We start from the raw sequence: 26,767 nt of genomic DNA, 5'->3' as shown, positions 1-26,767 counted from the left end.
GATATTAACTAAAACGGATAGCTTTTACCGGCTTAATGGTTTTTACCAGCAGTGTGGGAATGATAAGGGTGGCTATACATACCAGCAAGGTAATAAGGCATATGGCAGCCACCTGCCACCATACCACATGAATAGGCGCTACGGAAACATAGTAAGCGCTTTCGTCCAGGGTAATAAAGCCGGTGTACTGTTGAAACAGGCAAATGCTTAACCCGGCTACCAGGCCTATGGCTATGCCCCTGCCCGAAATAATAGCGGTATGGTAGAGGAATATTTTCTGAATGCCCCAGTCAGGGTTGCCCAATGCCTTTAAAATACCCACCATACGCACCCGTTCCAGCACCAGTATCAGCAGGCAGGTGATGAGGTTGATAATGGCTATTATACCCATAATAGCAAACAGTACATTCTGGTTTACATCAATAATATTCAGCCAGTCGAAAATATTGGGATATACTTCCCTGATGGTGCGGCTTACCCAGGCATCCGGCAGCTTATCGTACAGCTGTATGCTAAGAGTGTCCATATCGCGGTAGTTGTTCAAAAACAACTCATAGCCGCCTATCTCGTTATTATCCCATTTATTAATGCGGCGCAATAACCGTATATCGCCAATAGCAAACAGGTTATCATATTCTTCAATGCCGGTTTTATAAATACCACATACCTGCAACTTGCGAAAATTGCTTTTGCCTGTTTCGGGAGATATGAAGTATACGTTTACGGAGTCGTTCAGCTGTATATTCAGCTGGCGTGCTACAATCTGTGATACAATAATGTCTTTGCTATATAAGCTATCGGTAAAACGTGGCCAGCGCCCTTCGGTTAAAAAGTTATCCAGGTTGCTAAAGTCGTAGTGTTCATCCACGCCCTTAAACATCACGCCTTCTATTTCCCGGTTTTTATCAATGACGGCCGATTTGGTGGCAAATGCCTGTACCTGCTTTACACCTGGCGTATGTTGCAGAATCCGTACCACTTCCTGGTTTTGTGCCAGGGGCGTTTCTTCTGCTACCAGTGCTTTGCTTGGCTCAAACTCCTGCACACGGATATGGCCCCAGAAGCTGAATACTTTTTGACTGATGGTGTTTTGAAAACCATTTACAAACGAAACGGTAATAATCATAGCCGCAACACTTAATGCAGTGGCGGCAGTTGCCAGGCGTATAATAAATCTCGAAAAAGAGCGTTGCCTGTTAAATGCTATTCGTTGTGCTATAAAAGCCGGTACATTCATTTGTCGGGTAAAGCTAAGGAATAGCCAGTGAAAAAGTTTTATTTTCGGTGCTGTGCTACAAAGCATTACTCATTTTAAAAAAATAAGATGAAGCAATATTGTATCCTGGCTATAGGTGTGTTGATGACGGTAACAGGTATGGCGCAGCAGCGCTTGCCCGATCAGGTGTATATGGATAATATACAGGCTGTAAGTTTGTTTGCTGCAGGCGATCAAACCACTTATCCTGCCATGACCACCGGATCGATAGGGGCGTTGGAGCTGCATTTTGACGATCTGGATGCTTATGTTAAAAACTACAGCTATACTTACCAGTTATGTAATGCTAATTGGACGCCGGTTGATTTAAGTCCGTTCGATTACCTCGCCGGCTTTACACAAAACCGGTTGACGCAATATCGTAATTCTTCTATAGCCACCACGCAATATGTACATTACCAGGCCACATTGCCCGAGCGTAACTGTGTGCCTAATAAAAGCGGTAACTATTTGTTGAAAGTGTATTTGAATGGCGATACCTCACAGCTGGCTTTTACCCGCCGCATACTGGTGTTTGACCAGGTGGTGCCTGTGAGCGCCCAGGTATTACAGCCTTTCGATCAAACTAAAATACGCTCACACCAGAAAATACAGTTTACGCTGGATAAAACGGCATTGAACATCTTAAACCCATCGCAGCAATTGCAGGTGGTGGTAATGCAAAACTATCGCTGGGATAATGCTATTGCCGGTAAGCAGCCCATGTTTATGCGTGGTAACCTGTTTGAATATAATGGTGAGCGCGACTTTCTGTTTCCTGCCGGAAAAGAATACCGTTGGGTGGATTTGGGAAGCTACCGTTTTTTAAGCGACAGAATGGATCATGCCAACCTGAAAGAGCAACCTTTTCAGGTATGGCTGAAACCGGATGGGGAGCGTACACAGGGTCGTTACATGACCTATGCCGATTTAAATGGTTTTTCGGAAGCCAGATCTACCGACAATATTAATGTATGGTGGCAGGGGGATTATGCTACCGTAAACTTTGTATACGTGCCGCTGAGCCGTCAACCCTATCCGGGTAAAGATGTGTACCTGGCCGGGCAGTTTACCAATTATCAATATAACGATCAAACGCGGTTAACCTTTAATGCAGAAAAGGGTGTGTATGAAACTACTATGTTTTTAAAACAAGGCTATTATACTTACACTTACGCTACCACCAACACCGGCGAAAGCAATCATGCCGAAGTTGCCTTAACTGATGGCAACTACTGGGAAACCGAAAATGCTTACACCATACTTGTATATTATCGTGGTTTCAGTGATCGTTATGATAGGTTAGTAGGCTATACTACCATCAACAGTCGTACTGTAAAAGATTCCTCTATAAAATAGAGCGAAATATTTGGCGTTCAATTGCAAATGACTACATTTGCACCCGGCAGGTCATACACGACCAGCTCCTGCTGAACTCCCCCAGGACCGGAAGGTAGCAAGGGTAGGTGGTTGAGCGGTGCGATGTATTAAGCCTGCCTTTTTTCTTTTATCCTCCTAATCCCCTGAAGGGGGTGATTATCATAAGTTTCTCAGGGGTTATTATCTAACTCAAATTGCGCCCGCTCCGGGTAAATTTTATGAAATTTTTTATCGACACGGCCAATCTCGACCAGATCAAAGAAGCCAACGACTTAGGAATTTTAGATGGTGTTACTACTAACCCTTCATTAATGGCAAAGGAAGGCATTAAAGGTACTGATGCTATTAATAATCATTATAAAGCCATTTGCCAGATTGTAGGTCAAAAGGATGTTAGTGCAGAAGTGCTGTCTGTGACTTTTGAAGAAATGGTAGAAGAAGGTAAAAAGCTGGCAGCTTTAAATCCGAACATCGTTGTAAAAGTTCCGATGATTAAAGATGGTGTAAAAGCTATCAAATGGTTTACTGATAACAAAATCAGAACCAACTGTACTTTAATATTCTCTGCTGGTCAGGCTATTCTGGCTGCTAAAGCAGGAGCTACATATGTTTCTCCATTCCTGGGTCGTATTGACGACAGCGGTTGGGATGGCGTTCAACTGATTGAGCAAATTGCACAAATCTTTGCTGTTCAGGGCTTCAAAACTGAAATCCTGGCTGCTTCTATCCGTAACGCTAACCACATCATTCGTTGCGCAGAAGCTGGTGCAGATGTTTGTACTTGTCCTTTAGATTCTATCCTGGCGCTGTTAAAGCATCCTTTAACTGATATTGGCCTGGCTAAGTTTCTGGAAGATGCTAAAAAAATGTAGTCTTAACTTACTGATCATAAAAAAGGCTGATGCATTTGCATCGGCCTTTTTTATGATCTTATATTGATGATGTATTTCTATAAAACTTTTAAAGCTGCCATAAAAGAGGAAGCCTGTTGTTCGTTTTTTATAATCTGATGCAAAGATGATCTACGGCGTATAGCAGACACCTTCGCCTTAGATAAATCTGCTTTAGGCTTTGTTTTTGCTTTTTCAATTAAGAACGTCACTTTATCTTCTTATCCTTCATGTACATAAAGTTACAATTTTTTAAATGGAGATTTCTGGATTAGTTAATTCTTGTCTTTGTTGTTAAAAATGAAATAGTTATACATATGATCAACTCGTTTAGGGCTGTCTTTTGTAATTTTTACAACTTCAGGGAGTATATCTGTGAAGTCGAATGGATTTTCGTAGTGCGTTTTTCCAAAACGGGTAATTCGGACATAGTATTTTAAAGCCCCCATGTTAAAATGTTCATCCAGGTAGGCGAAATTTCGAAGCATTTGACGGTAATAGAGAAAAGCTCTTGCATTGTTAGAACCATCTATGCCTAAATAATGATCCGGATATAAGGTTAGGTATGCTTTGGCATGAAGCAAAATTGTTGAAAAGACTTTTGAATAGTTTTGATGTGTTAGTTCAGCGCTGTCGTCTAACTCTCCTTTTTTATCATGTGGGCCAAAGGCCAGATTGTATACTTTAGGCAATAAATCACTTGGTGGCTGAATTTCTATCCAAAGTGGTGTAATTGTTCCATCTGTAAGAATAGTAGAAAAGGTTGCAGAGGTCATCTCTTCGGATTCCGGATCTATCTCATATACATCGTCAAAGTCAATTTTTACAGCAATGGCCATAAGTTGTATTTGAATAGTGAATTTGTTAGCAATACTTCTTTATAAGAAGTGAAAAAGGTGTTTTTCGAAACTTTTAGTTCACTAAAAAATATCTTGCTTTGGCTACCATCTTCTTTTCAACTCCGCTTCTGTTTTCAACGGAGGGTCAGGCAATACTTTCATGTATATTTTAACACTGCGGGTTAATTCCGGTCTGGATTTCAATGTTGCTTTTACTTCTACATAAGCGCCTTTAAAAGCGGTGTCAATAATCAGGCTGTTTTCATCCCACTTGCCATAGGATGTTTCCAATAACAGGTCTTTGCTGGTTAAAGGACGCCAGCTGCCGTTGCTCATTTTGGCATCTACGTTAATATAATTGTACACGCCTTTTTTCAGGCTGTCGGTATATAAATGGAAGTAAATACTGTCCACCACAGGAGGTTGCTGGGCTTTAGCAGTAGTGCTGCACAGGATGAAAAACAGGCAAATGGCCGATAAATGCATCAAACGCTTCATAGTAGGATATACTTGTAGGTGGCAAAGCTAACTACATCGGTTAATACAAAGCGATTAGTAGTAAATTTGTTCACTAGATCCCTTACATATGTACATGAAGAAAGTAACCGTATTGGTAATGGCAGTGCTGGCCTTTGGACAGTTTGCAGCGGCGCAAAATAAGTTGACTACCGGAAAATGGCGTGCTTTACTGCACCGGGCAGATGGTAACGATATTGTTTTCAATTTCCAGCTTGCCTGGCAAAAGAGCAAACCTGTACTATACATTCTGAATGCGGCTGAAAAGCTGGCGGTAACAGATGTGCAGTTGCAAGGTGATTCTATGAATTTTAATATGCCTTTCTTCGAATCGGCCTTTCGTACCCGTATCTTCTCTAAAGACAGCATAAGTGGTGTTTGGGTAAAAGCCACTTCATCCGGTAAAAACATTGAAATGCCATTTACGGCTTCTACCCGTTATACCTACCGTTTTCAGCCGCAGGCAGGTAGCACTGCAGGTACGGTAACCGGTAAGTGGTCTGTGCAGTTTTTAGATAAAGAAGGCAAACCCGATGAACCCGCTATTGGCGTGTTTACCCAAAAAGGAAAAGCGGTTACCGGTAGCATACTAACTCCTACAGGCGACTACCGTTTCCTGGAAGGGCGTATGAATGGTAACACCCTGCTGTTGTCTACTTTCGATGGCAGTCATGCTTTTGTAATCAGGGCTGAATTAAAAGAGGGGAAATTGACAGATGGCATGTTCTACGCTGGCTTAACCAGCAAACAGGGCTGGACAGCTGTGCGTAACGATACCGCTACTTTGCCCGATCTGGCTGCTATGTATGTGAAAAAAGGCGAAGAGGGATATCCCGATTTCCGTTTTAAAGACATGGAAGGCAAGGAAGTAAGCATCAAAGACGATCGTTTTAAAAACAAGGTGGTGATTATTCAGTTAATGGGATCCTGGTGTCCTAACTGTATGGATGAAACCGCTTTTCTGAGCGAATACTACCGCAAAAATCAGGCGCGTGGGGTAGAGATAGTAGCATTAGCGTATGAGTATACTACCGATTTCAACCGTTCACAGCAAAGCCTGCGTAAATTTCAGCAGCGTTTTAATGTAACTTATCCTATTCTTATTACCGGAGTATCGGTAACGGATACTTTACGCACCGAAAAAACCTTACCTCAATTTACCAGAATCAAATCATTTCCCACCTCTATTATACTGGACAGAACGGGTAAAGTAAGGAAGATTGACAACGGGTTTGTTGGTCCGGGCACCGGCGCTTATTTCACCACTTATAAGAATGAATTTGAAAAGCTGATGAATGAATTGCTGGCCGAAGGAGCGGTAACAAAACCTTAACACAGCAAATTGGAATAGCTGTTGCATGTTTGCTGTTAAATATGCAGGCACTATGAGCGTAATCCACAAGGGGGGTAAACTGGCAGCCAGCCAGTTTGGTGATGATTTTTTGTGGGGAGTGGCTATGGCAGCCCAGCAAAATGAAGGAGCTTATAACATTGACGGTCGCGGGTTATCCATATGGGATGTGTTCTCGCGCCGTCAGGGCAAAATAAAGGGAGGTCACAAACCTTACGAAGGATGTGATTTTTACTACCGTTATAAAGATGATCTATTATTGGCCAGGGCATTGGGATTTACGGTGTTCCGTTTCTCCATATCCTGGCCACGTATTTTACCGGATGGCACTGGTAAGGTAAATAAAGAGGGCATTGCCTTTTACAATAAGGTAATTGATGAATGCCTGAAACTGGGACTGGAACCTTATGTTACCCTGTATCATTGGGATTTACCACATGCCCTGGAAAAGGAAGGGGGCTGGACCAGCTACCGCATGACCCGCTGGTTTACCCGTTACGCTACCATATGTGCCGAAGCCTTTGGCGACCGTGTAAAAAACTGGATTATACTCAATGAACCTATGGGCTTTACCTCGCTGGGATATATGCTGGGTAAACATGCTCCCGGTAAAACAGGCATGTCTAATTTTCTTCCCGCTATACATAACGCTGTTATGTGCCAGGCCGATGGTGGCAGGGTTATACGCGACCTGGTACCGCATGCCCGTATAGGCACCACTTTCTCCTGCTCGGAAGTAATCCCTTATAGTGACCGTACAGAAGATGTAATGGCTGCTAAAAGAATGGATATTCTGTTAAACCGTTTGTTTGTAGAGCCGGCATTGGGAAGAGGTTATCCCAAAGATGATTTTAAATTCCTGGAGAAACTGGAAATACACGCCAAAGCCTGGAAGTATACCGAGCGCATGCGTTTTAATTTTGACTTTATAGGTTTGCAAAACTACTTCCCTATAGTAATCAAGTATAGCCCTATCATACCTGTTATACAGGCTATGGAAGTAAAAGCCAAAACCCGTAAGGTGCCTTACACAGGTATGGGCTGGGAAATTAATGGCGAAAGCTTTTACCGGTTAATTAAAAAATTCTGGCTGTATGGCGGAGTAAAAGAAATCATTATCTCTGAAAACGGCGCTGCTTTCAAAGATGAGCTGGTAAATGGAGAAGTGAAAGATGAAGCGCGCATTGCTTATTTTCAGGAATACTTACAGGCTGTGCTAAAAGCCAAGCAGGAGGGAGTAAATATCAAAGGTTATTTTGCCTGGACCCTGATGGACAACTTTGAATGGGCGGAAGGCTATAAAGCACGTTTTGGATTGATCTATGTAGATTTTGCTACCCAACTGCGTACCATTAAAAATTCAGGCTACTGGTTTCGTGATTTTTTACATAAGAAGAGTAAGTAGCCGCTAAAAAATACTGTTATTGTCGTCGTTATTCAATTGAATAATGCCTGGTGCTTTAATATAAGTGCTGTTAAAGCGGAAGTTGAGCCCGGTGTTGATCATAATTTTAAACTGACTGGTATAGGGTAGCACCTTTGGATAATACAATGCCCGTAACTCAATCGTTCCAAATACAAAGTTCTCGTTACGGGTTCTTACACCACCTCCGATGAAATAATACAGATCTGACTTTTGAAGCGATGCTTTTTCCGGAGTAATATAACTGGCATCGCCAAATACAAATGGTGCAAACTTAAAGCCGAATAACTTGTATTTCAGAAAGAAGTAAGTTTCGCTGTGCATGCTGAAACGACGGTTGCCTATAGCGCTGTCTGAGCTAAAGTAGCGTATGCCAAAAGGATTGTCAATGCGTAGCGGATCAAATGTTAGCCTGTTATACTGCCGCGTGGCACTAAAACGAAAATACTGTCTCACCTTTGTATTACGCATCATTAACAGCCTGCTGTAATAACTGGCGCCAGCCAGTATAGCGGCATCCTGCAGGTCGCCCTCGTGCATAAAGCCCCGGGCACGTAAAAAATACTGGATAATATTGCCTCTCAGAGTAACAATATAACGGTTGGCATCCACACCGGCATAAGCCCTTCCCAGTGTGTTTTGCTCATACCAACCACCTGTTAAAGCCACATTGTAGCCATAAGGTACATCCTCTGTAGTACCAAAGCCGTAGAGGTAGTTGGTTTTATAAAAGTTTTGTTTAAAGAATGTATATGAACCTAATATGGCTTGTTTGCTGTTGTACCTTTCATCGTACTTGTTGCCAATTTGCGCAGGCTGAAAAGCAAAAGGTGTGTTCATATACCGGAAGCTTATCAACTGGCGGTTATATTCTGTAGTACCTGTACGCAGGTTATAACCAATCCAGCCATCAATTACCTTATACCGGTAATGGTAAAACACACTGTCTGGTTGGAGGTAGTTGTTGAACGATTCGCTGGTGCCCAGTACCAGTGCCCCGGTATAGTGTGCGTATTGTGAATATAAAGGCCGGTCGAAGCTTACGCGCCAACTGGTTTCATTTTGCCGGCCATCACGCAGGTTATTGTTAATGCGGGAATAGCTTAAACTGGCGTTTACAAAAGTATTGCACACGTTGTTTTTGGTATATAAAAATTCAAATCCCGATCCCGGCTCGCGCTGTTTTTCAAATAACCATCTCACCTGCATCAATTGTCCCATACCAAAAGCATTAGCATCGCCAATTTTACCCCTGGCCCTGTCTGTGCTGGCATCGCTTAGCTCAAATTGAATAGAGAACAGGTCTTTGGTAATTACTTCCACATCTACCGAATCCTCATCATTGGCAATAGGTTTTACTATAATCCTGGCATCCTGTATAAAATTAAGCGAACGTAAATAGCGTTCGTTATCGGCCATTCTCAAAACACTGATAGGATCGCCCGCTTTTATAAACAGGTTATTTCGTATTACCCAATCCCGTGTTTTACGGTGGGTGTTGTTAAGCAGGCGGGTGCCAAAATAAGTGATACGGTGCGAAGTGTCGGTAATGGGGTTTTCAAAACCCAGCTGTTTAATGTAAATGCTCCGGATAATTTTATCCTTATAGGGCAGGTAGGGGTCTTCTACTCTTACGTTTAAAATAGCCTGCGTGCTATCGTTGCCTGCGCTGCGGGTTACGGTATTCAAGATAAACTCGCCCGCTTTTTTAAAAATGTTGTCGTGCTTTTTAGGCACTTTCTGTGTGCTGTCTGCGGCAGAGGAAATAATGCTGTCTTTTTGCTGGCTTATACCTGAATAGTACAGGCAAACAAACAAACAGAACAGAGATATTTTAGTAATAAAACCCACAGTTGGTTGAAAAAATTTAAACTACCAAATAAGATGACACCTTAATGAGCATGAAATATAACGCTTTGTTGCATACAATAATTATGCTCAATAAAGCTGTGTAATAAACTGTACAAATGGATTGTGGTTTTCCGTAAATCGATAGCCCTGAAAACGGTTTACGGCTGCTGTTTTATCGGTATTTGAGTCGTTTACGTCGGTAATGTTTTAGGGGAGCCTGCCTGAAAATGCAACAAATGGTTTTGAAAAGACAACAAATATAGTTTTGGCATCGGGTTAAATAATTGAAAAATCAGTTCCAATGTTAGTTTACCGGAGTAAGGGTCAGATTTAGGGGAAATGCTTTATTGCTGCATAAAATACCTTAAAGCAAAATGTTCCTCTTCAGGAGCACACAATTAAATAAAAATGAGCAACCTGTTTTTCGTTAGAAGGAATAATGAAACGTTGGATAAGAGCTTGTTTAAACAGAAAATTGTTTAAATAATAAAAAAGTAATTTAACAATGCAGGCTTACTTTCTGCGCATAGATGAGCTTATATTATATATTGTGAAAAGATTTACTATTAAGCAGATAAGGGGCTATAACCTTAAATAAGCAATAAAAAAAAGTTAAAAATACTCTTGTTTATTACATATTCTTTCTACATTAGCTGAAATCCATCCTGGAAAAGCCATTGTAAGTAGGTTTTTTATTCATCAATATAAACCAATCTCAATGGAAGCGTTCTTATCAGCAATTCTCTTATGGGCCGCAAATTTTGCCCCACGCGGCTGGGCATTTTGTCAGGGGCAGATCCTTTCTATTGCTCAAAACACTGCTTTATTTTCTTTGTTAGGCACTACTTATGGGGGGAACGGACAAACCACTTTTGCATTACCCAATTTTGCCAGCCGTGTTCCGGTAGGTACCGGTCAAGGCCCGGGGCTTAGCAGTTATGTACTGGGACAGCAATCAGGTGTGGAAACTGTTACTTTAATCACCACACAGATTCCGCAACATACACACATTGCAACAGTGGCAGCCGGTTCGGGAGCAAGCAGTGCTACTGCAACCTTAAAAGGTATTAACGGTCCTGGCGGTTCTGATTTGCCTGGTGGCAATTACCCTGCGCAGGATACTGCTGCGGGTGCTACTGTTTATGGCAGTGCAGGTACACCGGTAAACATGAATGCAGGTGCAGTTACTGTTTCCAATATCACTGTTCCGTTACCTACAGTAACCAACAGCCTGACAGGCGGGAATCAGCCACACGATAACATTCAGCCTTACCTGGCTATTAACTACATTATTGCTTTGGAAGGTATTTATCCATCCAGGAACTAATTCAACAAACATACTACTTCACGCCAACGCATTGTAAACACCCTTTTGTTATGCCTATACGCATCGGTTTGCTTGTTCCATATTCTTCCATCTACCCGGAATTGTCCGGAGCCCTGGTAAGTGGCGTTTATGCTGCATTGCCGCAAGCTATTATTAAAAGCGGCTTTTTCGAGTTTATCCCCGAATATGTAAAACAAGGAAGCCAGAAAGAGGTGGAAGAGGCTGTTAAGAAGTTATTGTTTTTTAACCAGGCCGACATTATTGCCGGCCTGGTTAGTTATAAAACTGCAAAGGCGCTGGTGCCTTTACTGGAAACTGCTAACCGTATAGGTTTTTTTACAGATATGGGCGAGTGTATTCCCTCACAGGAGTTGCAGTCCAGTCACGTTTTCTTTAACAGTTTTCAATTCTGGCAATCGGAATATGCTTTAGGTTATTGGGCACATAAACAATTTGGCGACAAAGGTGTGGTGGCAATGTCGGTGTACGATGCGGGCTATCATTTACATAGCGCTTTTCGCCAGGGTGCTGTGATGGCCGGGGCCACAGTAATGGATTACGAAATATTGCATGGGGGAGATTTAAGCAGAAGCATGGTGCAACAGCACATACATGTATTTGTAGAAAAAATGCGTGCTAATCCACCCGCTTATATACATGTAATTGTATGTGGTAAAGAGGCCATTGAATTTTTAAAGGCTTACAAAGAGTCTGGATTAAGTGAACATATTCCGCTGCTCATCAGCACGCATATGGCGGCTGATGAAATGTTGCAGCAGGTGGCCGATTTGCAGTTGGAGTGCTATGCAGCTCCTATGTACAACTACGAATCGGAAGAACGAAATAATACAGAATTTAAAAAGGCTTACATCCACCTCACAGGAAGAAAGCCTGATGTATTTGCACTGCTGGGTTACGAAATGGGCCTGGTGCTTACGGCACTTTTTCCCGAGTTGCAAAAACGCGATTGGGCAAAAGTGCAACAGTTGTTACAAAGCCAGGTAGTGTATAGCCCCCGTGGCGAGCGGAATTTTTATCTGAACAGTGCTTATAAAACTCCTCTCATTGATATAGAAAAAATAAAACTGGGTGCAGGTGCAGTTGCCAAACTGGTGATAGCACAGGGGCGCTCATTAGAATATAATCACGATGTTTTTAAACAGATACACGACGAAAATGTAAGCGGCTGGCAAAACCCTTACCTGTGTGTATAAACTAACTTTCACTTTTTGAACCGTACCATATGATTACATTTCTACTCCAGCGTAGTAAACGCTTGTTTTTACTGTGTTGTATGCTTTGCTGCCTTTGTAAGGTCAACGCACAAACGCTTAGTCCCGGTGATATTGTAATGACGGGTTGGAACACCTATACCAACGTTGTAAACTTTGTTACGCTGGCCACTATTCCTTCCGGAACGGTGGTTAAATTCACCGACTATGGATGGAACAACAGCACCCAGCAATGGACCGGCACAGCTACCGGAGATGGAGTATTCACCTGGACGGTAGGGGCAACAGCTGTTCCGGCAGGAACATTGCTATCCATTCGTTTTCAGCAAAAGAATTCAGACCCCAACAGTGGCCCCAAAATGGCTAACAATTCTACTGGTGACAGTTTGAATGCACAGCTTTCCAATGTGGTAGGTTATACGGTAACTGATCCTATTACCAATACTGGTGATGGGATTTTTATTTACCAGGGAGCTGATAATAATCCATATTTTATTTATGGGTTTAATAACACCAATGATGGCGCAGTAGATGCTACGGGTTGGAATACTGTTGTGACTATGTCCTTGCGCGATTCCAACTTTCCTGATGGAAACGGCAGTCAGAATACACTTACCAAAGGTACTACTGCTGTGGGCATGACGGGAGGTGCGGGTTTTCAGAGGAACGTACAATATAACGGGCCAACAACCTTTACTGATAAAGCTACCTGGCTGGCCCGCTTAAACAACACAAGTAACTGGACGGGAGATAACACCTCACCTGGTTCTACTACCAATGGTATCAGCACCACTTCTTCTACCTTGAATATTAATATTCCTCCTGTTTTTGCGAGAACTTCTCCTACTACATTGGCATATTGTCAAAACGGGGGAGTGGTAAACTTAAATACTTTGTTAAAAGGGTATGATGGTAATACCGGTCAAACGCTTACCTGGAGTGTAACTACTGCACCCGCACATGCTACACTAGGTGGTTTCCCTTATTCTACTACTTCTACAGGAGATAGTGTTACACCTGCTGGTTTAACGCTTACACCTAATACAAGCTATACAGGTACGGATAATTTTGTGATTACATTAAGTGATGGTTCTGCTTCTAGTACTTTAACTGTAAATGTTACTGCTAACACAATGCCGGCAGTCGCTGCCATTACGGGCACCACTACGGTTTGTGCCGGTTCAACAACCCAACTGGCCGATGCTACAGCAGGAGGTAGCTGGAGTAGCAGTAGTACAGGCATCGCTACTATCAGCAGCACAGGTCTGGTAACCGGCGTATCTGCTGGTACTGCCACCATTACATACACTTATAACAATGGAACCTGTACGAATACTGCCACCACTACTGTAACAGTAAACGCTCAACCAGCAGTGGCTGCTATTACCGGCACCACTTCCGTTTGTGCAGGTTTGACTACCCAACTGGCCGATGCTACCACCGGCGGCAGCTGGAGCAGCAGTAATACTGCTGTGGCTACCATAGATGCCAGTGGGCTGGTAACCGGTGTATCTGCTGGTACGGCTACAATAACTTATACCTATAATAATGGTACCTGTACCAACACGGCCACTGCAACGGTTACAGTAAATGCGCTGCCGGCAGTTGCTGCCATTACAGGCACTACATCTGTATGCGCAGGTTTGACTACCCAGCTGGCAGATGCTACTGCCGGTGGCAGCTGGAGCAGTAGTAACACTGCGGTAGCTACTATCAGCAGCACGGGCCTGGTAACAGGCGTGTCTGCAGGAACCGCTACAATAACTTATAACTATAATAATGGTACTTGTACCAACACGGCCACCACTACTATTACTGTAAATCCAGTGCCGGCAGTGGCTGCCATCACTGGTGTAACTACGGTTTGTGCCGGTTTAACAACACAGTTGGCAGATGCCACTACCGGGGGCAGCTGGAGCAGCGGTAGCACAGGCATAGCTACCATAGATGCCAGTGGGCTGGTTACCGGTGTATCTGCCGGAACCGCTACCATTACCTACACTTATAATAATGGTACCTGTACTAACACGGCTACAACAACGGTAACCGTAAATGCCTTACCTGCAGTTGCTGCCATCACTGGCACCACATCTGTATGTACCGGGTTCACTACTCAACTGGCCGATGCTACCACCGGCGGTAGCTGGAGCAGCAGTAACACTGCTGTGGCTACCATAGATGCCAGTGGTTTAGTAACAGGTGTAACAGCCGGTACTACTACCATTACCTATACTTATAATAATGGAACCTGTTCTAATACGGCTACGGCAACCATAACTGTAAATGCCACTCCGGCAGTAGCCGCTATTACCGGTACCACATCTGTATGTGCCGGTTTAACTACCCAGTTAGCCGATGCTACCACTGGTGGCAGCTGGAGCAGCAGTAATACAGCTGTGGCTACCATTAACAGCACTGGCCTGGTAACGGGCGTGTCTGCTGGTTCCATTACGATTACTTATACCTATAATAATGGCACCTGTAGTAATACGGCTACCACTACTGTAACGGTCAATGCCTTACCTGCAGTTGCTGCCATCACCGGCACTACTACTGTTTGTACAGGTTTAACCACCCAACTGGCCGATGCTACTGCAGGGGGCAGCTGGAGCAGCAGCAATACAGCTGTGGCTACCGTTGACGCCAGTGGCCTGGTAACCGGCGTAACGGCAGGTTCTGCTACTATTACTTATACCTTTAACAATGGCACTTGTAGTAATACTGCCACTGCTACAGTAACGGTAAATGCAACACCGGCAGTAGCTGCTATTACCGGAACTACTACTGTATGTGCCGGATCTGATACACAGCTGGCTGATGCTACCTCTGGTGGCAGCTGGAGCAGTAGCAATACGGCTGTAGCCACTATCAGCAGCACAGGCCTGGTAACCGGTGTTTCAGCTGGTACTACTACTATTACCTATACTTACAATAATGGCAGCTGTACCAACACAGCTACTGCTACCGTAACAGTAAATGCCGTTCCTGTAGTGGATGTTATTACAGGAACTACAGCCGTGTGCGCTGGTTTAACCACGCAGCTGGCTGATGCCACTGCCGGTGGTAGCTGGAGCAGTAGTAACACTGCTGTGGCTACAATAGATGCCAGCGGGCTTGTAACCGGCGTATCTGCTGGTACCGCCACTATTACTTATACTTATAATAATGGTACCTGTAGCAATACGGCTACTGCTACCATTACAGTGAATGCTTTACCGGCAGTAGCCACTATTACCGGCACCACAACTGTGTGTGCCGGTTTAACTACACAATTGTCAGATGCTACTACCGGCGGCAGCTGGAGCAGCAGCAACATTGCTGTGGCTACCATAGATGCCAGCGGGCTTGTAACCGGCGTATCTGCTGGTACCGCCACTATTACTTATACTTATAATAATGGTACCTGTAGCAATACTGCTACTGCTACCATTACGGTGAATGCTTTACCTGTTGTAGCTGCTATCACCGGAACCACATCCGTTTGTGCCAGCTTAACTACGCAACTGGCAGATGCTACCGCTGGTGGCAGCTGGAGCAGCAGCAACACTGCTGTGGCTACCATAGATGCCAGTGGGCTTGTAACCGGTGTATCTGCTGGTACCGCCACTATTACTTATACTTATAACAATGGTACCTGTAGCAATACGGCTACTGCCACCATTACGGTGAATGCATTGCCGGCTGTTGCTGCTATTACTGGTACTACCTCTGTTTGTGCCGGCTTAACTACCCAGTTAGCTGATGCCACTACCGGTGGCAGCTGGAGCAGCAGTAATACGGCTGTAGCTACTATAGATGCCAGTGGGCTTGTAACCGGCGTATCTGCTGGTACTGCCACTATTACTTATACCTTTAACAATGGTACCTGTAGCAATACGGCTACTGTCACCATTACGGTGAATGCATTGCCGGCTGTTGCTGCTATTACTGGTACTACCTCTGTTTGTGCCGGCTTAACTACCCAGTTAGCTGATGTCACTACCGGTGGCAGCTGGAGCAGCAGCAATACTGCTGTGGCTACAGTAGATGCTGCTGGCCTGGTTACGGGTGTAGCTGCGGGTACAGTCACTATCACCTATACTTATAATAACGGTACCTGTAGCAATACTTCTACTACAACCGTAACTGTAAATGCTTTACCTGCAGTAGCCGCTATTACTGGCACCACTTCTGTGTGTGCGGGTTTAACTACCCAGTTAGCTGATGCCACTTCCGGTGGTAGCTGGAGCAGCAGTAACACAGCTGTAGCAACCATAGATGCTGCTGGTCTGGTAACCGGCGTATCTGCTGGCACCGCCACTATTACTTACACTTATAATAATGGAACCTGCAGCAATACTGCTACTGCCACAGTAACGGTAAATGCTTTACCTGCCGTAGCTGCCATCACGGGCACTACTACGGTATGTGCGGGCTTAACCACGCAGTTGGCGGATGCCACTACCGGTGGTACCTGGAGCAGCAGCAATACTGCTGTGGCTACCATAGATGCAGCTGGCCTGGTAACCGGCGTAACTGCGGGTACTACCACCATTACCTATACCTATAATAATGGAATCTGTACCAATACGGCTACAGCAACCGTTACTGTAAACGCACTGCCAGTAGTTGCTGCTATTACCGGTACCACTTCTGTGTGTGCGGGACTTACTACGCAACTGGCGGATGCAACCACCGGCGGTAGCTGGAGCAGTGATAATACGGCTATAGCTACAGTGGATGCAGCTGGCCTGGTAACCGGCGTAACTGCTGGTACCGCCACTATCACCTATACTTATAATAATGGAACCTGTACCAATACGGCTACAGCAGCCGTTACTGTAAACGCACTGCCAGTAGTTGCTGCTATTACCGGTGCCACTTCTGTGTGTGCGGGACTTACTACGCAATTGGCGGATGCTACTTCCGGTGGCAGCTGGAGCAGCAGCAATACTGCTGTGGCTACCATAGATGCCAGTGGTTTGGTAACCGGTGTATTGGCAGGAACTGTTACTATTACCTATACCTATAATAACGGCACCTGTACTAATACGTCTACGGCAGCTATAACTGTAAACGCATTACCTGCGGTAGCTGCTATTACAGGAACAACCAGCGTGTGTGCTGGTTTAACCACTCAATTATCTGACGCTACTACCGGTGGCAGCTGGAGCAGTGATAACACTGCTATAGCTACCATAGATGCTGCTGGCCTGGTAACAGGTGTGGCAGCAGGTACCGCTATCATCACGTATACGTATAATAATGGTATTTGTACCAATACGGCTACTGCTAGCCTCACTGTAAATGCACTGCCGGTGATAGATGTTATTACGGGCACTACCAGTGTATGTGCCGGCTTAACTACCCAGTTGGCTGATGCTACTACCGGTGGCAGCTGGAGCAGCAGTAATACAGCTGTTGCTACTATAGATGCCAGTGGCCTGGTAACCGGCGTGTCAGCTGGTACCACCACCATTACATATCTGTACAATAATGGAACCTGTAGTAACCAGGTTACTACTACGATAACCGTAAATGCGTTACCTGCCGTAGCTGCTATAACAGGCACTACCACGGTGTGTAGCGGTTTAACTACGCAGCTGGCCGATGCTACTACCGGTGGCAGCTGGAGCAGCAGTAATACGGCTATCGCTACTGTAGATGCCGCTACCGGCCTGGTAACCGGTGTGTCGGCAGGAACAGCCATTATCTCTTATACCTATAATAACGGTACCTGTGACAACACTGCCACTGCTACTATAACCGTAAATGCCACTCCTGTGGTAGCACCTATTACGGGTAGCACCACTGTTTGTTCGGGACAAACCACGCAGCTGGCCAATGCTACTTCAGGTGGCACCTGGAGCAGCAGCAGCACCGCATCAGCTACTATCAGCAGCACGGGACTGGTAACTGCTATAGCAGCGGGAGCCTCTACTATTACTTATACTTATAGTAATGGTCTGTGTACGAATGCTGTTACTACTGTAGTAACGGTAAGACCGTTGCCGGCAGTAGAAGCTATAACAGGCACAACGTCTGTGTGTGCAGGATTAACTACACAGCTGGCCGATGCAACCGCAAGTGGTAGCTGGAGTAGCAGTAATACTGCAGTAGCTACTATCAGCAGCACAGGCCTGGTAACCGGCGTGTCGGCTGGTACATCTGTAGTGTCTTATACTTTCAACAATGGAACCTGTAGCAATGCAGCAACGGTTACTATTACCGTAAATGCTTTGCCGGTGATGGCGGCTATTACCGGAACTACTACTGTTTGTGCAGGACTTACTACCCAGTTGTCTGATGCCACTACCGGAGGTAGCTGGAGCAGCAGCAACACTGCTGTGGCTACTATTAGCAGCACTACGGGGCTGGTAACCGGTGTGTCAGCTGGTTCTACTACTATTACCTATACTTATAATAGTGGCACCTGCGTAAATGCTGTTACTACTACAGTAACTGTCAATGCGCTGCCTGCTGTAGCGGCCATTACCGGAACAACTGCGGTATGTGCGGGCTTAACCACACAACTGGCTGATGCTACTGCTGGTGGCAGCTGGAGCAGTAGTAACACTGCTGTGGCCACAATCAATAACAGTGGTTTGGTAACTGGTGTATCTGCTGATACTACCATTATTACGTATACTTATAATAATGGAACCTGTAGCAATACAGCCACTGCTACCGTAACAATAAATGCCTTACCGGTATTGGCAGCTATAACTGGTAACACAGCTGTTTGTACAGGATTAACCACGCAGTTGTCTAACACCACCGCCGGTGGAAGCTGGACCAGTAGCAATACTGCTGCGGCTACGGTTAACAGCAGCACTGGTTTGGTTACGGGAATAGCCGCTGGTACAGCTGTAATCACTTATACTTATAGCAATGGAACCTGTACGAAGGCTGTTACTGCAACTGTAACAGTAAGCAATGCACCTGCTATACCGGTTGTTACGCCTGGTGGTCCTTTAAACTTCTGTTTAGGTGCCAGTGTAACACTTACTTCCTCATCAGCTACCGGTAATCAGTGGTTTAATAATGGGGTGGCTATTGCGGGGGCTACAGGAAGCACTTATAGTGCTACCGCCAGTGGTATTTACACGGTGCGTGTTACCAATGGCGCAGGCTGCTCGGCTGTATCTCTGCCGCAGATAGTTGTAGTGTTTACCTTACCTACAGCACTGGTAACGGTAAGCGGTACATTAAACATCTGTACAGGAGGCAGTGTAACGTTTACTTCGTTGTCTGCAACCGGCAACCAATGGTATCTGAATGGAACGGCTATTTCCGGTGCAACCGGTCAGTCTTATACCGCTACTACAGCGGGTACTTATTCACTCACTGTTACCAACGGAAACGGATGTATGGCTACGTCTCTGCCTTATGTAGTAACGGTAAGCCCATTACCGGTACTTACTGTAAGCAGTGCGGCAAGCAGTGTTTCTAAAGGAGATGCCACAAAACTGTCTGTAAGCTCTACCACTACTATAGCTATTGCCAGCTGGACTCCGGCTGCTTCGCTTACCTTCCCATTAAGTACATCGCCAACGGCCCGTCCGTTTGTAACCACGCAATACACGGTAGCGGTAACGGATATTAATGGCTGTAAGGCAACAGGGAATGTGACTGTACAGGTAGTTGAAGACTTTAAAATCACTCCACACGTGATCATTACCCCTAACGGTGATGGTATTAACGACAAGTTTGTGATTGATAACATTGATGCTTATCCGGATAACGTGCTGCGCATCTTTGACCGTAGCGGTAAAATGATTTATGAAAAAGAGCATTACAGTAACGACTGGGAAGGTAAATTAGCCCTGCGTGTGTTCCAGGACGACACTTATTTCTATGTGTTAACTGTGCAAGGCAGGATTATTAAAAAAGGAACCATTACACTTACCCGTTAACAGTATTGTAAACAAGAAAATCAGGAAGTATGAAAAAATATATAATTGGGATGGTATTGATCAGTTGCCTGGCCTTACAGGGTAAAGCGCAATTGTATTACAATAACCAGTCTGCCCGTTTCTTCCGTAATAACTATCTGGCGAATCCTGCTTATGCAGGAAGCCGTAACCAGCCTTTTTTATATGCTCTGGTAAATCGAAGCTGGATAGGATTTGATGGTGCACCTACTTTAATACAGTTTGCTGGTGACCTGCCTTTCGGTGCCCATTCAGGTGCCGGTCTACAGGTCGCTTCTGACAAAAGTGGGATGTTACAACGTACCTACGCCAAACTCAGCTACGCTTATAAAATAAAGCTGGGTGGTAATTCAGAATGGATAAAGCTGGGCTTTTCCTTAACCGGTTATCGCCAACGGTTGGATGCGGCAGCTGTTTCCAGCGGTGGCGCTATCGACCCGGCAGCCAAGGCGTTTAATGATCAGAATTGGCATATAGATGGCGATTTTGGTGCTGTATATCAGACAGAGGGATTCCAGTTTAGTGCTACTACTTTTAACCTGCGCAAGTGGTTCCCCGACTTTAGTAATCAACCTGTTGACCTGGAAACCCTTGCTTTAATGACTTCTTACACCTTCCAAACATCTGATAATATAGAATTGAAGCCTTTACTGGCTGCCCGTTTCTTCACCAAATCGAACTGGGTAGCAGCAGTAGGTGGGCAATTATCGTACGATCATTTGTTTCATGCAAGTGCCATATGGCAAAATACAGGAAGCGTTGTTGGTACTTTAGGATTAATGGTAAAGCAGCTGGGTGAGCTTAATTTTACCTATGCTACCAATAATAAGCAGGGGTATGGGCAACAATATGAAGTTGGGCTGGGTGTAGCTTTACCTGGTAAAAAATTGAATGAAGTGAAACAAAAGCAGTAAACCCACGTAGTAAGGTTTATAATATTTAAGAAAGGCCCCGATAGTAAATGGCTATCGGGGCCTTTTTGTGAAAAATGTGTTATGCTGCTATCTGCCGAATACAAAACGGGCGCCTATTGACACTGAGCCTATATCAGAAATCTGGCTCAGATTGCTGCCAATATTAAAATCGCTGGTGGTGCTTTGGTCGGTGGTGTAGCTATATTTTGTTTTAGAACGATTATAACTTACATAGGCAACATTGTTCAATTGTATCTCTAATTGAAACTTCTTGTTAATGTCGTAGGCCAGGCCAGGAGAAATTCCTGCGTTAGCGCCATATGATTTTACCTCTGAACTTGTTGGGGAAGATTGATTTCCGAATCCGTAGAGAAGTGTTAGTCCTTCCTGCGCAAAAGCGTAAAATCCTTTACCAAGTGGCTGATATTGTCTTAGAAAAGCAGTTACACCAAAGTTATTTGATTTCTGAATGTAAGAGGTTTGAAGGTCGGTGCGGGCATAAAGCAGTGATAAGCCCCAGGCGAAGTTGTCTTTATAAGCGAATGCAACAGATGGAGATACGCCTACGTTAATTTGTTTGTAATCTTCATAGCCGTTGTTTCTGATATTGCTTCTGCCGTAACCTACGTTACCTCCGAGGTAAACTGAGCCTTTGTTAATTTGTGCGGAAGCGGTAATGGCGGTGGTGATAACTACTAAGACTGTTAAGAGTAGAATTTTTTTCATAATAATTGGTTATTGATTTAAAGGCTAAAATAGGGGAGTTGGTGTATAGTTAACAAACCACTGGTGTTTGTTTAACAATAACTTATGTTGAATAATAAATATGTGTTAATGTGGTATGTAAACAGGTAGGGTGGACGTATGCTGGTGTGTTATAAATAAAACGAGGTGTGTCATAGTTGATACACCTCGTTTGGGGAAAGATTGGTAGAGTGGAATGTTGTGCTTGATTCTTAAGGAGTGTGTGGCTTTTAATAAAGCCTTACTGTGATCTGAAATAAATACTACTATTTAGCTTTTTTTACATACTTCTCTAACCATTCATATTCTTCCCAGAACATATGCAGTAAGTTTTCTTTACCACGATAGCCATGCGCTTCGTAAGGCAGGCTTACAAAACGTACCGTGCCACCATGTCCTTTAATCGCATTGTATAAACGTTCGCTTTGAATAGGGAAGGTGCCTGGGTTATCATCAGCATCACCATGAATCATTAGTAATGGTGTTTTAATTTTATCAGCAAAGCTGAAAGGGCTCATGTCGTTGTATAGCTTTGGTGCTTCCCAGTAAGTACGTTCCTCATTCTGGAAACCAAAAGGAGTAAGTGTTCTGTTATAGGCGCCACTGCGTGCAATACCAGCTTTAAACAGACTGGTGTGTGCCAGCAGGTTGGCGGTCATAAATGCTCCATAACTGTGGCCACCTACCGCAACACGGTTTTTGTCACCTACACCTAGCTCGCTTAATTTATTAATAGCTGCTTCTGCGTTCATTTGCAGTTGCTCAATAAAGTTGTCGTTCGGTTTAGTTTTCTCATCCTTGCCTACAATGGGCATCTCTGCATTATCCAGTATCGCATAGCCTTGTGTAACCAGGGAGATGGGCGATCCGTAGCTGAGTGTTGTAAAGCGGTATTGCGATCCTCTTATTTGTGCAGCATCTGCAGCAGAATTGTATTCACGAGGATAGGCCCATATTAACACAGGTAATGGCCCGTTTATAGCAGCATTATAGCCTTTAGGCAAATATAAATCGCCGGTAAGTGTAACACCATCTGCTCTTTGGTAAGAGACCTTTTGTTTGCTTACGCCTTCCAGTTGTGGATAAGGGTTGGCAAAATGGGTAATTTGCCTGTCGGCAATACGTAGTACCAGGTTTTTAATAAAGTAGTTGGGGGCATCGGTCTGTGTTTCGCGGCGGGTAAGTAATACCAGCTTTTGTGCATCCAGCACATCGCTTACATATTCAAAGCTGCCTTCTTTACAGCGCCAGATAATTTCGCTTTGTTTGCTTTGAAGGTTAAAGCGTGCAAGGAAAGGTAAATCGCCTTTAGGGGAGCTGCCCGTTTGGTTATTAAACAATAATTGCGAACCGTCTCCTGTTATCAGCAGTACATCACGTCCATAATTGTTTTTAGTTGTTACTGCCGAGCCTGGACTATTATAGGCATCTGTAGTATTACGCTCAATCAGCTTTTCTGTTTCGCCGGTAGTGGGGTTTAAACGGGTGATTGCAGCGGTTTGTTTGCCTTGTAAACCATCGTACAGTAAAGCCAGTGTACTGTTGCCCCAGGTGATGCCCCTGAAACGGTTTTGTGTTTTGGCCAGTTCTTTGGCAGCACCCGTAAAAGGCGCGCTCAGGCTGTATATCACATCGTGATACGGTACTTTATTTTTAATCATACCACTGTCTAAAGGATGTACCCAGGTTACAGTAGCAGCTTCATCATCACGCCAGTCAAAGCGTCTGTCTATATTTTGTACGTTATCAAAGCCGGAGGGCGAGGTTTCGGCAGAAGGTAATTGTGCCAGCACTTTTACTGTCTGACCGCTAACGGTCAGTATGCTTATTTCAGATGGGAAACCCGAAGCTCCCACCAGATAGGAGTAGGGCTTTTGAATTTGTTCGGCCAGCAGGTATTTTTTATCTGGCGATACAGCGTAGGATTGCCACACTGCCGGCTTGCCAACGGCTGTTTCTACTCCGTTGGTGTTTTTTACCAATTGCGCAGTGGCATAGAAACCGAACAGCTGTTCGTCGTAAGGCGATTTAATTAAATCCTGGTAAGTACGGCTTGGGGCGGCTTTACCCAAGTTCTGTTGTACAGTAGGGCCCTTTGGCATGGCAGGTTTGGCAGGTGCTGCCGATGCAGGCTGTGTAATCACTTTATATAATAGTGTGTTATTGTCCAGCCATTCTATTGCATCGCCCAACACCACGTTTAACGGTTGTTTGTTTACACGGGTGGCTTTACGTGTAGCTATATCTATCACATATAAATCCACCTGTTTGCTGGTATTGTTGGTAAAAGCAATCTTCTTTTCATCAGGGCTCCAGTGTACATCGGTAGCCAGCATATTGGCTGGTAAGCCGGTTACAGTAAAGGTTTGGCCACTGTTTACCTGTTGCAGGGTGAAGTTGTTAATGAAGTTTTGACGGCTGGGCGAGAAGTTGTTGGGGTTTAACCGTAAGCCTGCGATGCGTAATTCAGGGCGCGCCAGTTCTTCTACCGAAGGGTAGCTGTTGCGGTCGCTTATCAGCATCCAGCTTGCTTTTGCGTCAATACTAACGCCTGGTGTAGGGCGGGCGGTAACTAAGTCCGCCATGGCTTTCGGGGGCGTTTGGTAACCTATAGCATCCTGCGCCTGTAAGCCTATGCCGATGCATAAGGCTACGGCCAGCAATGCCGTGTCCAATTTTCTCATCATGAATATTGCTTTTAAAGGCTAAAGTTAAGTTGCTGTAAATTTTAAAACTTTCTTTTGCAAAAACTTCGGTGAAATAGAAATTCCTGTACTTTTGCCACCATGAATACACAAATGCATATCCATCACCATCATCATATCTTACCGAAAAGGTAGGCCGGTGGTGTTTTGTGCATTACATCATAAAAACATTAGAAGGGCTTACCGCAAGGTAGGCCCTTTTTTATTTTCCATAATTCAAACGTAAAAAGCGAATATCAATCATATGGCACAGCAAAATTCAAACGCACCCGTAGCTAAATTGAAACTGGCAATCCAGAAATCGGGCCGTTTACACGACGACTCTATGCGTTTGCTGAAAGAATGCGGTATAGACATTAGTAATGGTGTAAACAAGCTAAAAAGTGAAGCCAGCAACTTTCCGTTAGAAGTGTTCTTTTTAAGAGATGACGATATTCCGCAATACGTTGAAGACGCCGTGGCAGATATTGGCTTTGTAGGTGAAAACGTAGTGTACGAAAAGAAAAAGAAAGTAGACGTTACTGAGAAACTGGGCTTTGGCAAATGCCGCTTATCTATAGCCGTTCCTAAAGGAGAAGACTACGGTTCTGCGGCCAGCCTGCAGGGCAAAAGAATTGCTACCAGTTATCCCGTTCTGGTGCAGGATTTCCTGGATCAGCAAGGTGTAAAAGCTGAGATACATGAAATCAGCGGTAGTGTTGAAATTGCTCCCGGTATAGGTTTGGCCAGTGCCATCTGTGACCTGGTAAGCAGCGGGTCTACCTTGTTTATGAATGGTTTACAGGAAGTAGAAACCATTTTGCAATCACAAGCTGTATTGATCAGAAACAGTAACCTGAAGCCAGAGCAGCAAGCGATCCTGGATAAGTTATTGTTCCGCATACAATCCGTAAAAAAAGCGCGCAATACCAAGTATGTATTGTTAAATGCGCCTAACGATAACCTGAAAGAAATCATTTCCCTGTTACCTGGTATGAAAAGCCCAACCGTGTTGCCACTGGCCGAAGAGGGATGGAGCAGTGTACACAGTGTGTTAAGCGAAAGCGAGTTCTGGGATATTATCGAAAAGCTGAAAGCAGCTGGTGCACAGGGTATATTAGTAGTTCCTATTGAAAAAATGATCTTATAAAGCCGTACACATGCAGGTATATATCAATCCCGCCAAACAAACCCGCACTGCTTTATTACAGCGCCCCGCCATTGATGCCACTGCCTTACAGGAAAAAGTAAAGCAGGTGTTGAATGATGTACAGCAACAGGGCAATGCTGCATTGCAGAAGTATACGCAACTATTTGATGGCGTTACACTGGATAACTTCCAGGTAAGCGATGCAGAAATGAAGGAAGCTGTACAAACAGTATCTGATGAGTTAAAGCAAGCCATCGATATTGCCATAGCCAACATCACTACATTTCACCAGAAGCAGGTAGCTGCTCCTGAGCTTATACAAACCATGCCTGGTGTACAATGCTGGCGCAAAAGTGTAGGCATTGAAAAAGTAGGGCTGTACATACCCGGTGGCACGGCACCTTTATTTTCTACTATCTTAATGCTGGCCATACCCGCACGTATTGCAGGATGTAAAGAAATTATCCTTTGTTCTCCTCCGGGTAAAAACGGGTTATTGCACCCGGCTATTTTATATGCAGCTTTCAAAACAGGCGTAACCCGCATTTATAAGCTCGGTGGCGTACAGGCTATAGCTGCTATGGCTTATGGCACAGAAACCGTACCACAGGTATATAAAATATTCGGCCCGGGTAACCAGTATGTAACCTGTGCCAAACAACTGGTGCAGCAGCAGGGCATAGCTATTGATATGCCGGCAGGTCCCAGTGAAGTATGTGTGTTGGCTGATGAAACTGCCAATGCAGCATTTGTGGCAGCTGATCTGTTATCGCAGGCCGAACATGGTATAGATAGCCAGGTGTTGCTGGTAAGTACACAGGAAGCATTGGTGCAACAGGTGCAGCAACAAATAGCAGCGCAACTGCAACAATTGCCCCGTCAGGATATTGCCCAAAAAGCACTGGAAAACAGTACTGCTATAGTGGTGGGTTCTATGGAGGAAGCTATTGAACTGGTGAATGAATATGCAGCTGAACACCTGATCATTTCCTGTAAAAATGAAGATGCCATCAGTGATCAGATCATCAATGCAGGTTCGGTATTCCTCGGTAATTACTCGCCCGAAAGTGCAGGGGATTATGCCAGTGGCACCAATCACACCCTGCCTACCAATGGTTTTGCCAAAGCTTATAGCGGTGTAAGTGTAGATAGCTTTGTAAAAAAGATCACTTATCAGAAGCTTACTACCGAAGGCATACAAAATATAGGTAATGCGGTGATTCAAATGGCCGAAGCAGAAGGGCTGCAGGCGCATGCCAATGCTGTAAAAGTACGCCTGCAAAACCTGTAACAAACCA

16 protein-coding genes and 1 other RNA gene are annotated in these 26,767 nt (G+C 44.5%); 11 read left to right on the top strand and 6 right to left on the bottom strand.

Features of this window, described 5'->3' with window-relative positions:
- Positions 1-4: 4 nt before the first annotated feature.
- A complete protein-coding gene (locus FLA_RS20345) occupies positions 5-1,237 on the bottom strand; it encodes an ABC transporter permease (protein WP_076379318.1) in 1,233 nt (410 codons plus the stop codon).
- An 87-nt stretch (positions 1,238-1,324) separates the two neighbouring features.
- On the opposite strand from FLA_RS20345, the gene FLA_RS20340 reads away from it, so the two are divergent.
- The 3 genes from FLA_RS20340 to fsa all read left to right on the top strand — a co-directional run bounded on the left by FLA_RS20340 (position 1,325) and on the right by fsa (position 3,507).
- The gene (locus FLA_RS20340; RefSeq protein ID WP_076379317.1) at positions 1,325-2,614 is read left to right on the top strand and encodes a type IX secretion system plug protein; all 1,290 of its coding nucleotides are present in this window, start codon (positions 1,325-1,327) and stop codon (positions 2,612-2,614) included.
- Positions 2,615-2,658: 44 nt separating this feature from the next.
- An RNA gene (ffs, locus tag FLA_RS20335) (signal recognition particle sRNA small type) lies at positions 2,659-2,757 on the top strand.
- A gap of 96 nt (positions 2,758-2,853) precedes the next feature.
- Positions 2,854-3,507 (top strand): fructose-6-phosphate aldolase, encoded by a 654-nt coding sequence (gene fsa, locus FLA_RS20330; RefSeq protein ID WP_076379316.1) that lies wholly within the window; start codon positions 2,854-2,856, stop codon positions 3,505-3,507.
- A gap of 293 nt (positions 3,508-3,800) precedes the next feature.
- Here fsa and FLA_RS20325 read toward each other — a convergent pair whose 3' ends face one another.
- A complete protein-coding gene (locus FLA_RS20325; RefSeq protein ID WP_076379315.1) occupies positions 3,801-4,364 on the bottom strand; it encodes a DUF6934 family protein in 564 nt (187 codons plus the stop codon).
- 102 nt (positions 4,365-4,466) lie between these two features.
- Positions 4,467-4,862: a hypothetical protein gene (locus FLA_RS20320; RefSeq protein WP_076379314.1), complete on the bottom strand. Its 396-nt coding sequence runs from the start codon at positions 4,860-4,862 to the stop codon at positions 4,467-4,469.
- A gap of 94 nt (positions 4,863-4,956) precedes the next feature.
- Here FLA_RS20320 and FLA_RS20315 point away from each other — a divergent pair, with 94 nt between their 5' ends.
- Positions 4,957-6,213, top strand: a complete 1,257-nt coding sequence (locus tag FLA_RS20315; RefSeq protein ID WP_076379313.1) for a peroxiredoxin family protein — start codon at positions 4,957-4,959, stop codon at positions 6,211-6,213.
- A gap of 52 nt (positions 6,214-6,265) precedes the next feature.
- A complete protein-coding gene (locus tag FLA_RS20310; RefSeq protein WP_076379367.1) occupies positions 6,266-7,636 on the top strand; it encodes a GH1 family beta-glucosidase in 1,371 nt (456 codons plus the stop codon).
- Between the two features lie 3 nt (positions 7,637-7,639).
- On the opposite strand, the gene FLA_RS20305 is transcribed toward FLA_RS20310, so the two are convergent.
- Positions 7,640-9,472, bottom strand: coding sequence for a BamA/TamA family outer membrane protein (locus FLA_RS20305; RefSeq protein ID WP_231940295.1), 1,833 nt, complete (start codon positions 9,470-9,472; stop codon positions 7,640-7,642).
- Between the two features lie 751 nt (positions 9,473-10,223).
- On the opposite strand from FLA_RS20305, the gene FLA_RS20300 reads away from it, so the two are divergent.
- From FLA_RS20300 to FLA_RS20285, 4 genes are all read left to right on the top strand, one after another.
- Complete coding sequence (locus FLA_RS20300; protein WP_076379312.1) at positions 10,224-10,832, top strand: phage tail protein; 609 nt, start codon at positions 10,224-10,226, stop codon at positions 10,830-10,832.
- Positions 10,833-10,882: 50 nt separating this feature from the next.
- A complete protein-coding gene (locus tag FLA_RS20295) occupies positions 10,883-12,046 on the top strand; it encodes an ABC transporter substrate-binding protein (protein WP_076379311.1) in 1,164 nt (387 codons plus the stop codon).
- A gap of 80 nt (positions 12,047-12,126) precedes the next feature.
- A complete protein-coding gene (locus FLA_RS20290) occupies positions 12,127-19,959 on the top strand; it encodes an Ig-like domain-containing protein (RefSeq protein ID WP_159445107.1) in 7,833 nt (2,610 codons plus the stop codon).
- Between the two features lie 29 nt (positions 19,960-19,988).
- Positions 19,989-20,891, top strand: coding sequence for a PorP/SprF family type IX secretion system membrane protein (locus FLA_RS20285; protein ID WP_076379309.1), 903 nt, complete (start codon positions 19,989-19,991; stop codon positions 20,889-20,891).
- Between the two features lie 87 nt (positions 20,892-20,978).
- On the opposite strand, the gene FLA_RS20280 is transcribed toward FLA_RS20285, so the two are convergent.
- Complete coding sequence (locus FLA_RS20280) at positions 20,979-21,617, bottom strand: outer membrane beta-barrel protein (protein WP_076379308.1); 639 nt, start codon at positions 21,615-21,617, stop codon at positions 20,979-20,981.
- Between the two features lie 284 nt (positions 21,618-21,901).
- On the bottom strand, positions 21,902-24,322 hold the full coding sequence (locus tag FLA_RS20275; RefSeq protein WP_076379307.1) for a S9 family peptidase: 2,421 nt from the start codon (positions 24,320-24,322) through the stop codon (positions 21,902-21,904).
- Between the two features lie 262 nt (positions 24,323-24,584).
- On the opposite strand from FLA_RS20275, the gene hisG reads away from it, so the two are divergent.
- Entirely contained in the window at positions 24,585-25,469 is an 885-nt protein-coding gene (gene hisG / locus FLA_RS20270; RefSeq protein WP_076379306.1) for an ATP phosphoribosyltransferase, read from the top strand.
- Positions 25,470-25,479: 10 nt separating this feature from the next.
- Positions 25,480-26,760, top strand: a complete 1,281-nt coding sequence (hisD, locus tag FLA_RS20265; protein WP_076379305.1) for a histidinol dehydrogenase — start codon at positions 25,480-25,482, stop codon at positions 26,758-26,760.
- Positions 26,761-26,767 lie beyond the last annotated feature (7 nt).

This window comes from Filimonas lacunae (genome assembly GCF_002355595.1).
GTDB classification, from domain to species: Bacteria; Bacteroidota; Bacteroidia; order Chitinophagales; family Chitinophagaceae; genus Filimonas; species Filimonas lacunae.
This window is presented reverse-complemented; position numbering and strand designations above follow the sequence as displayed.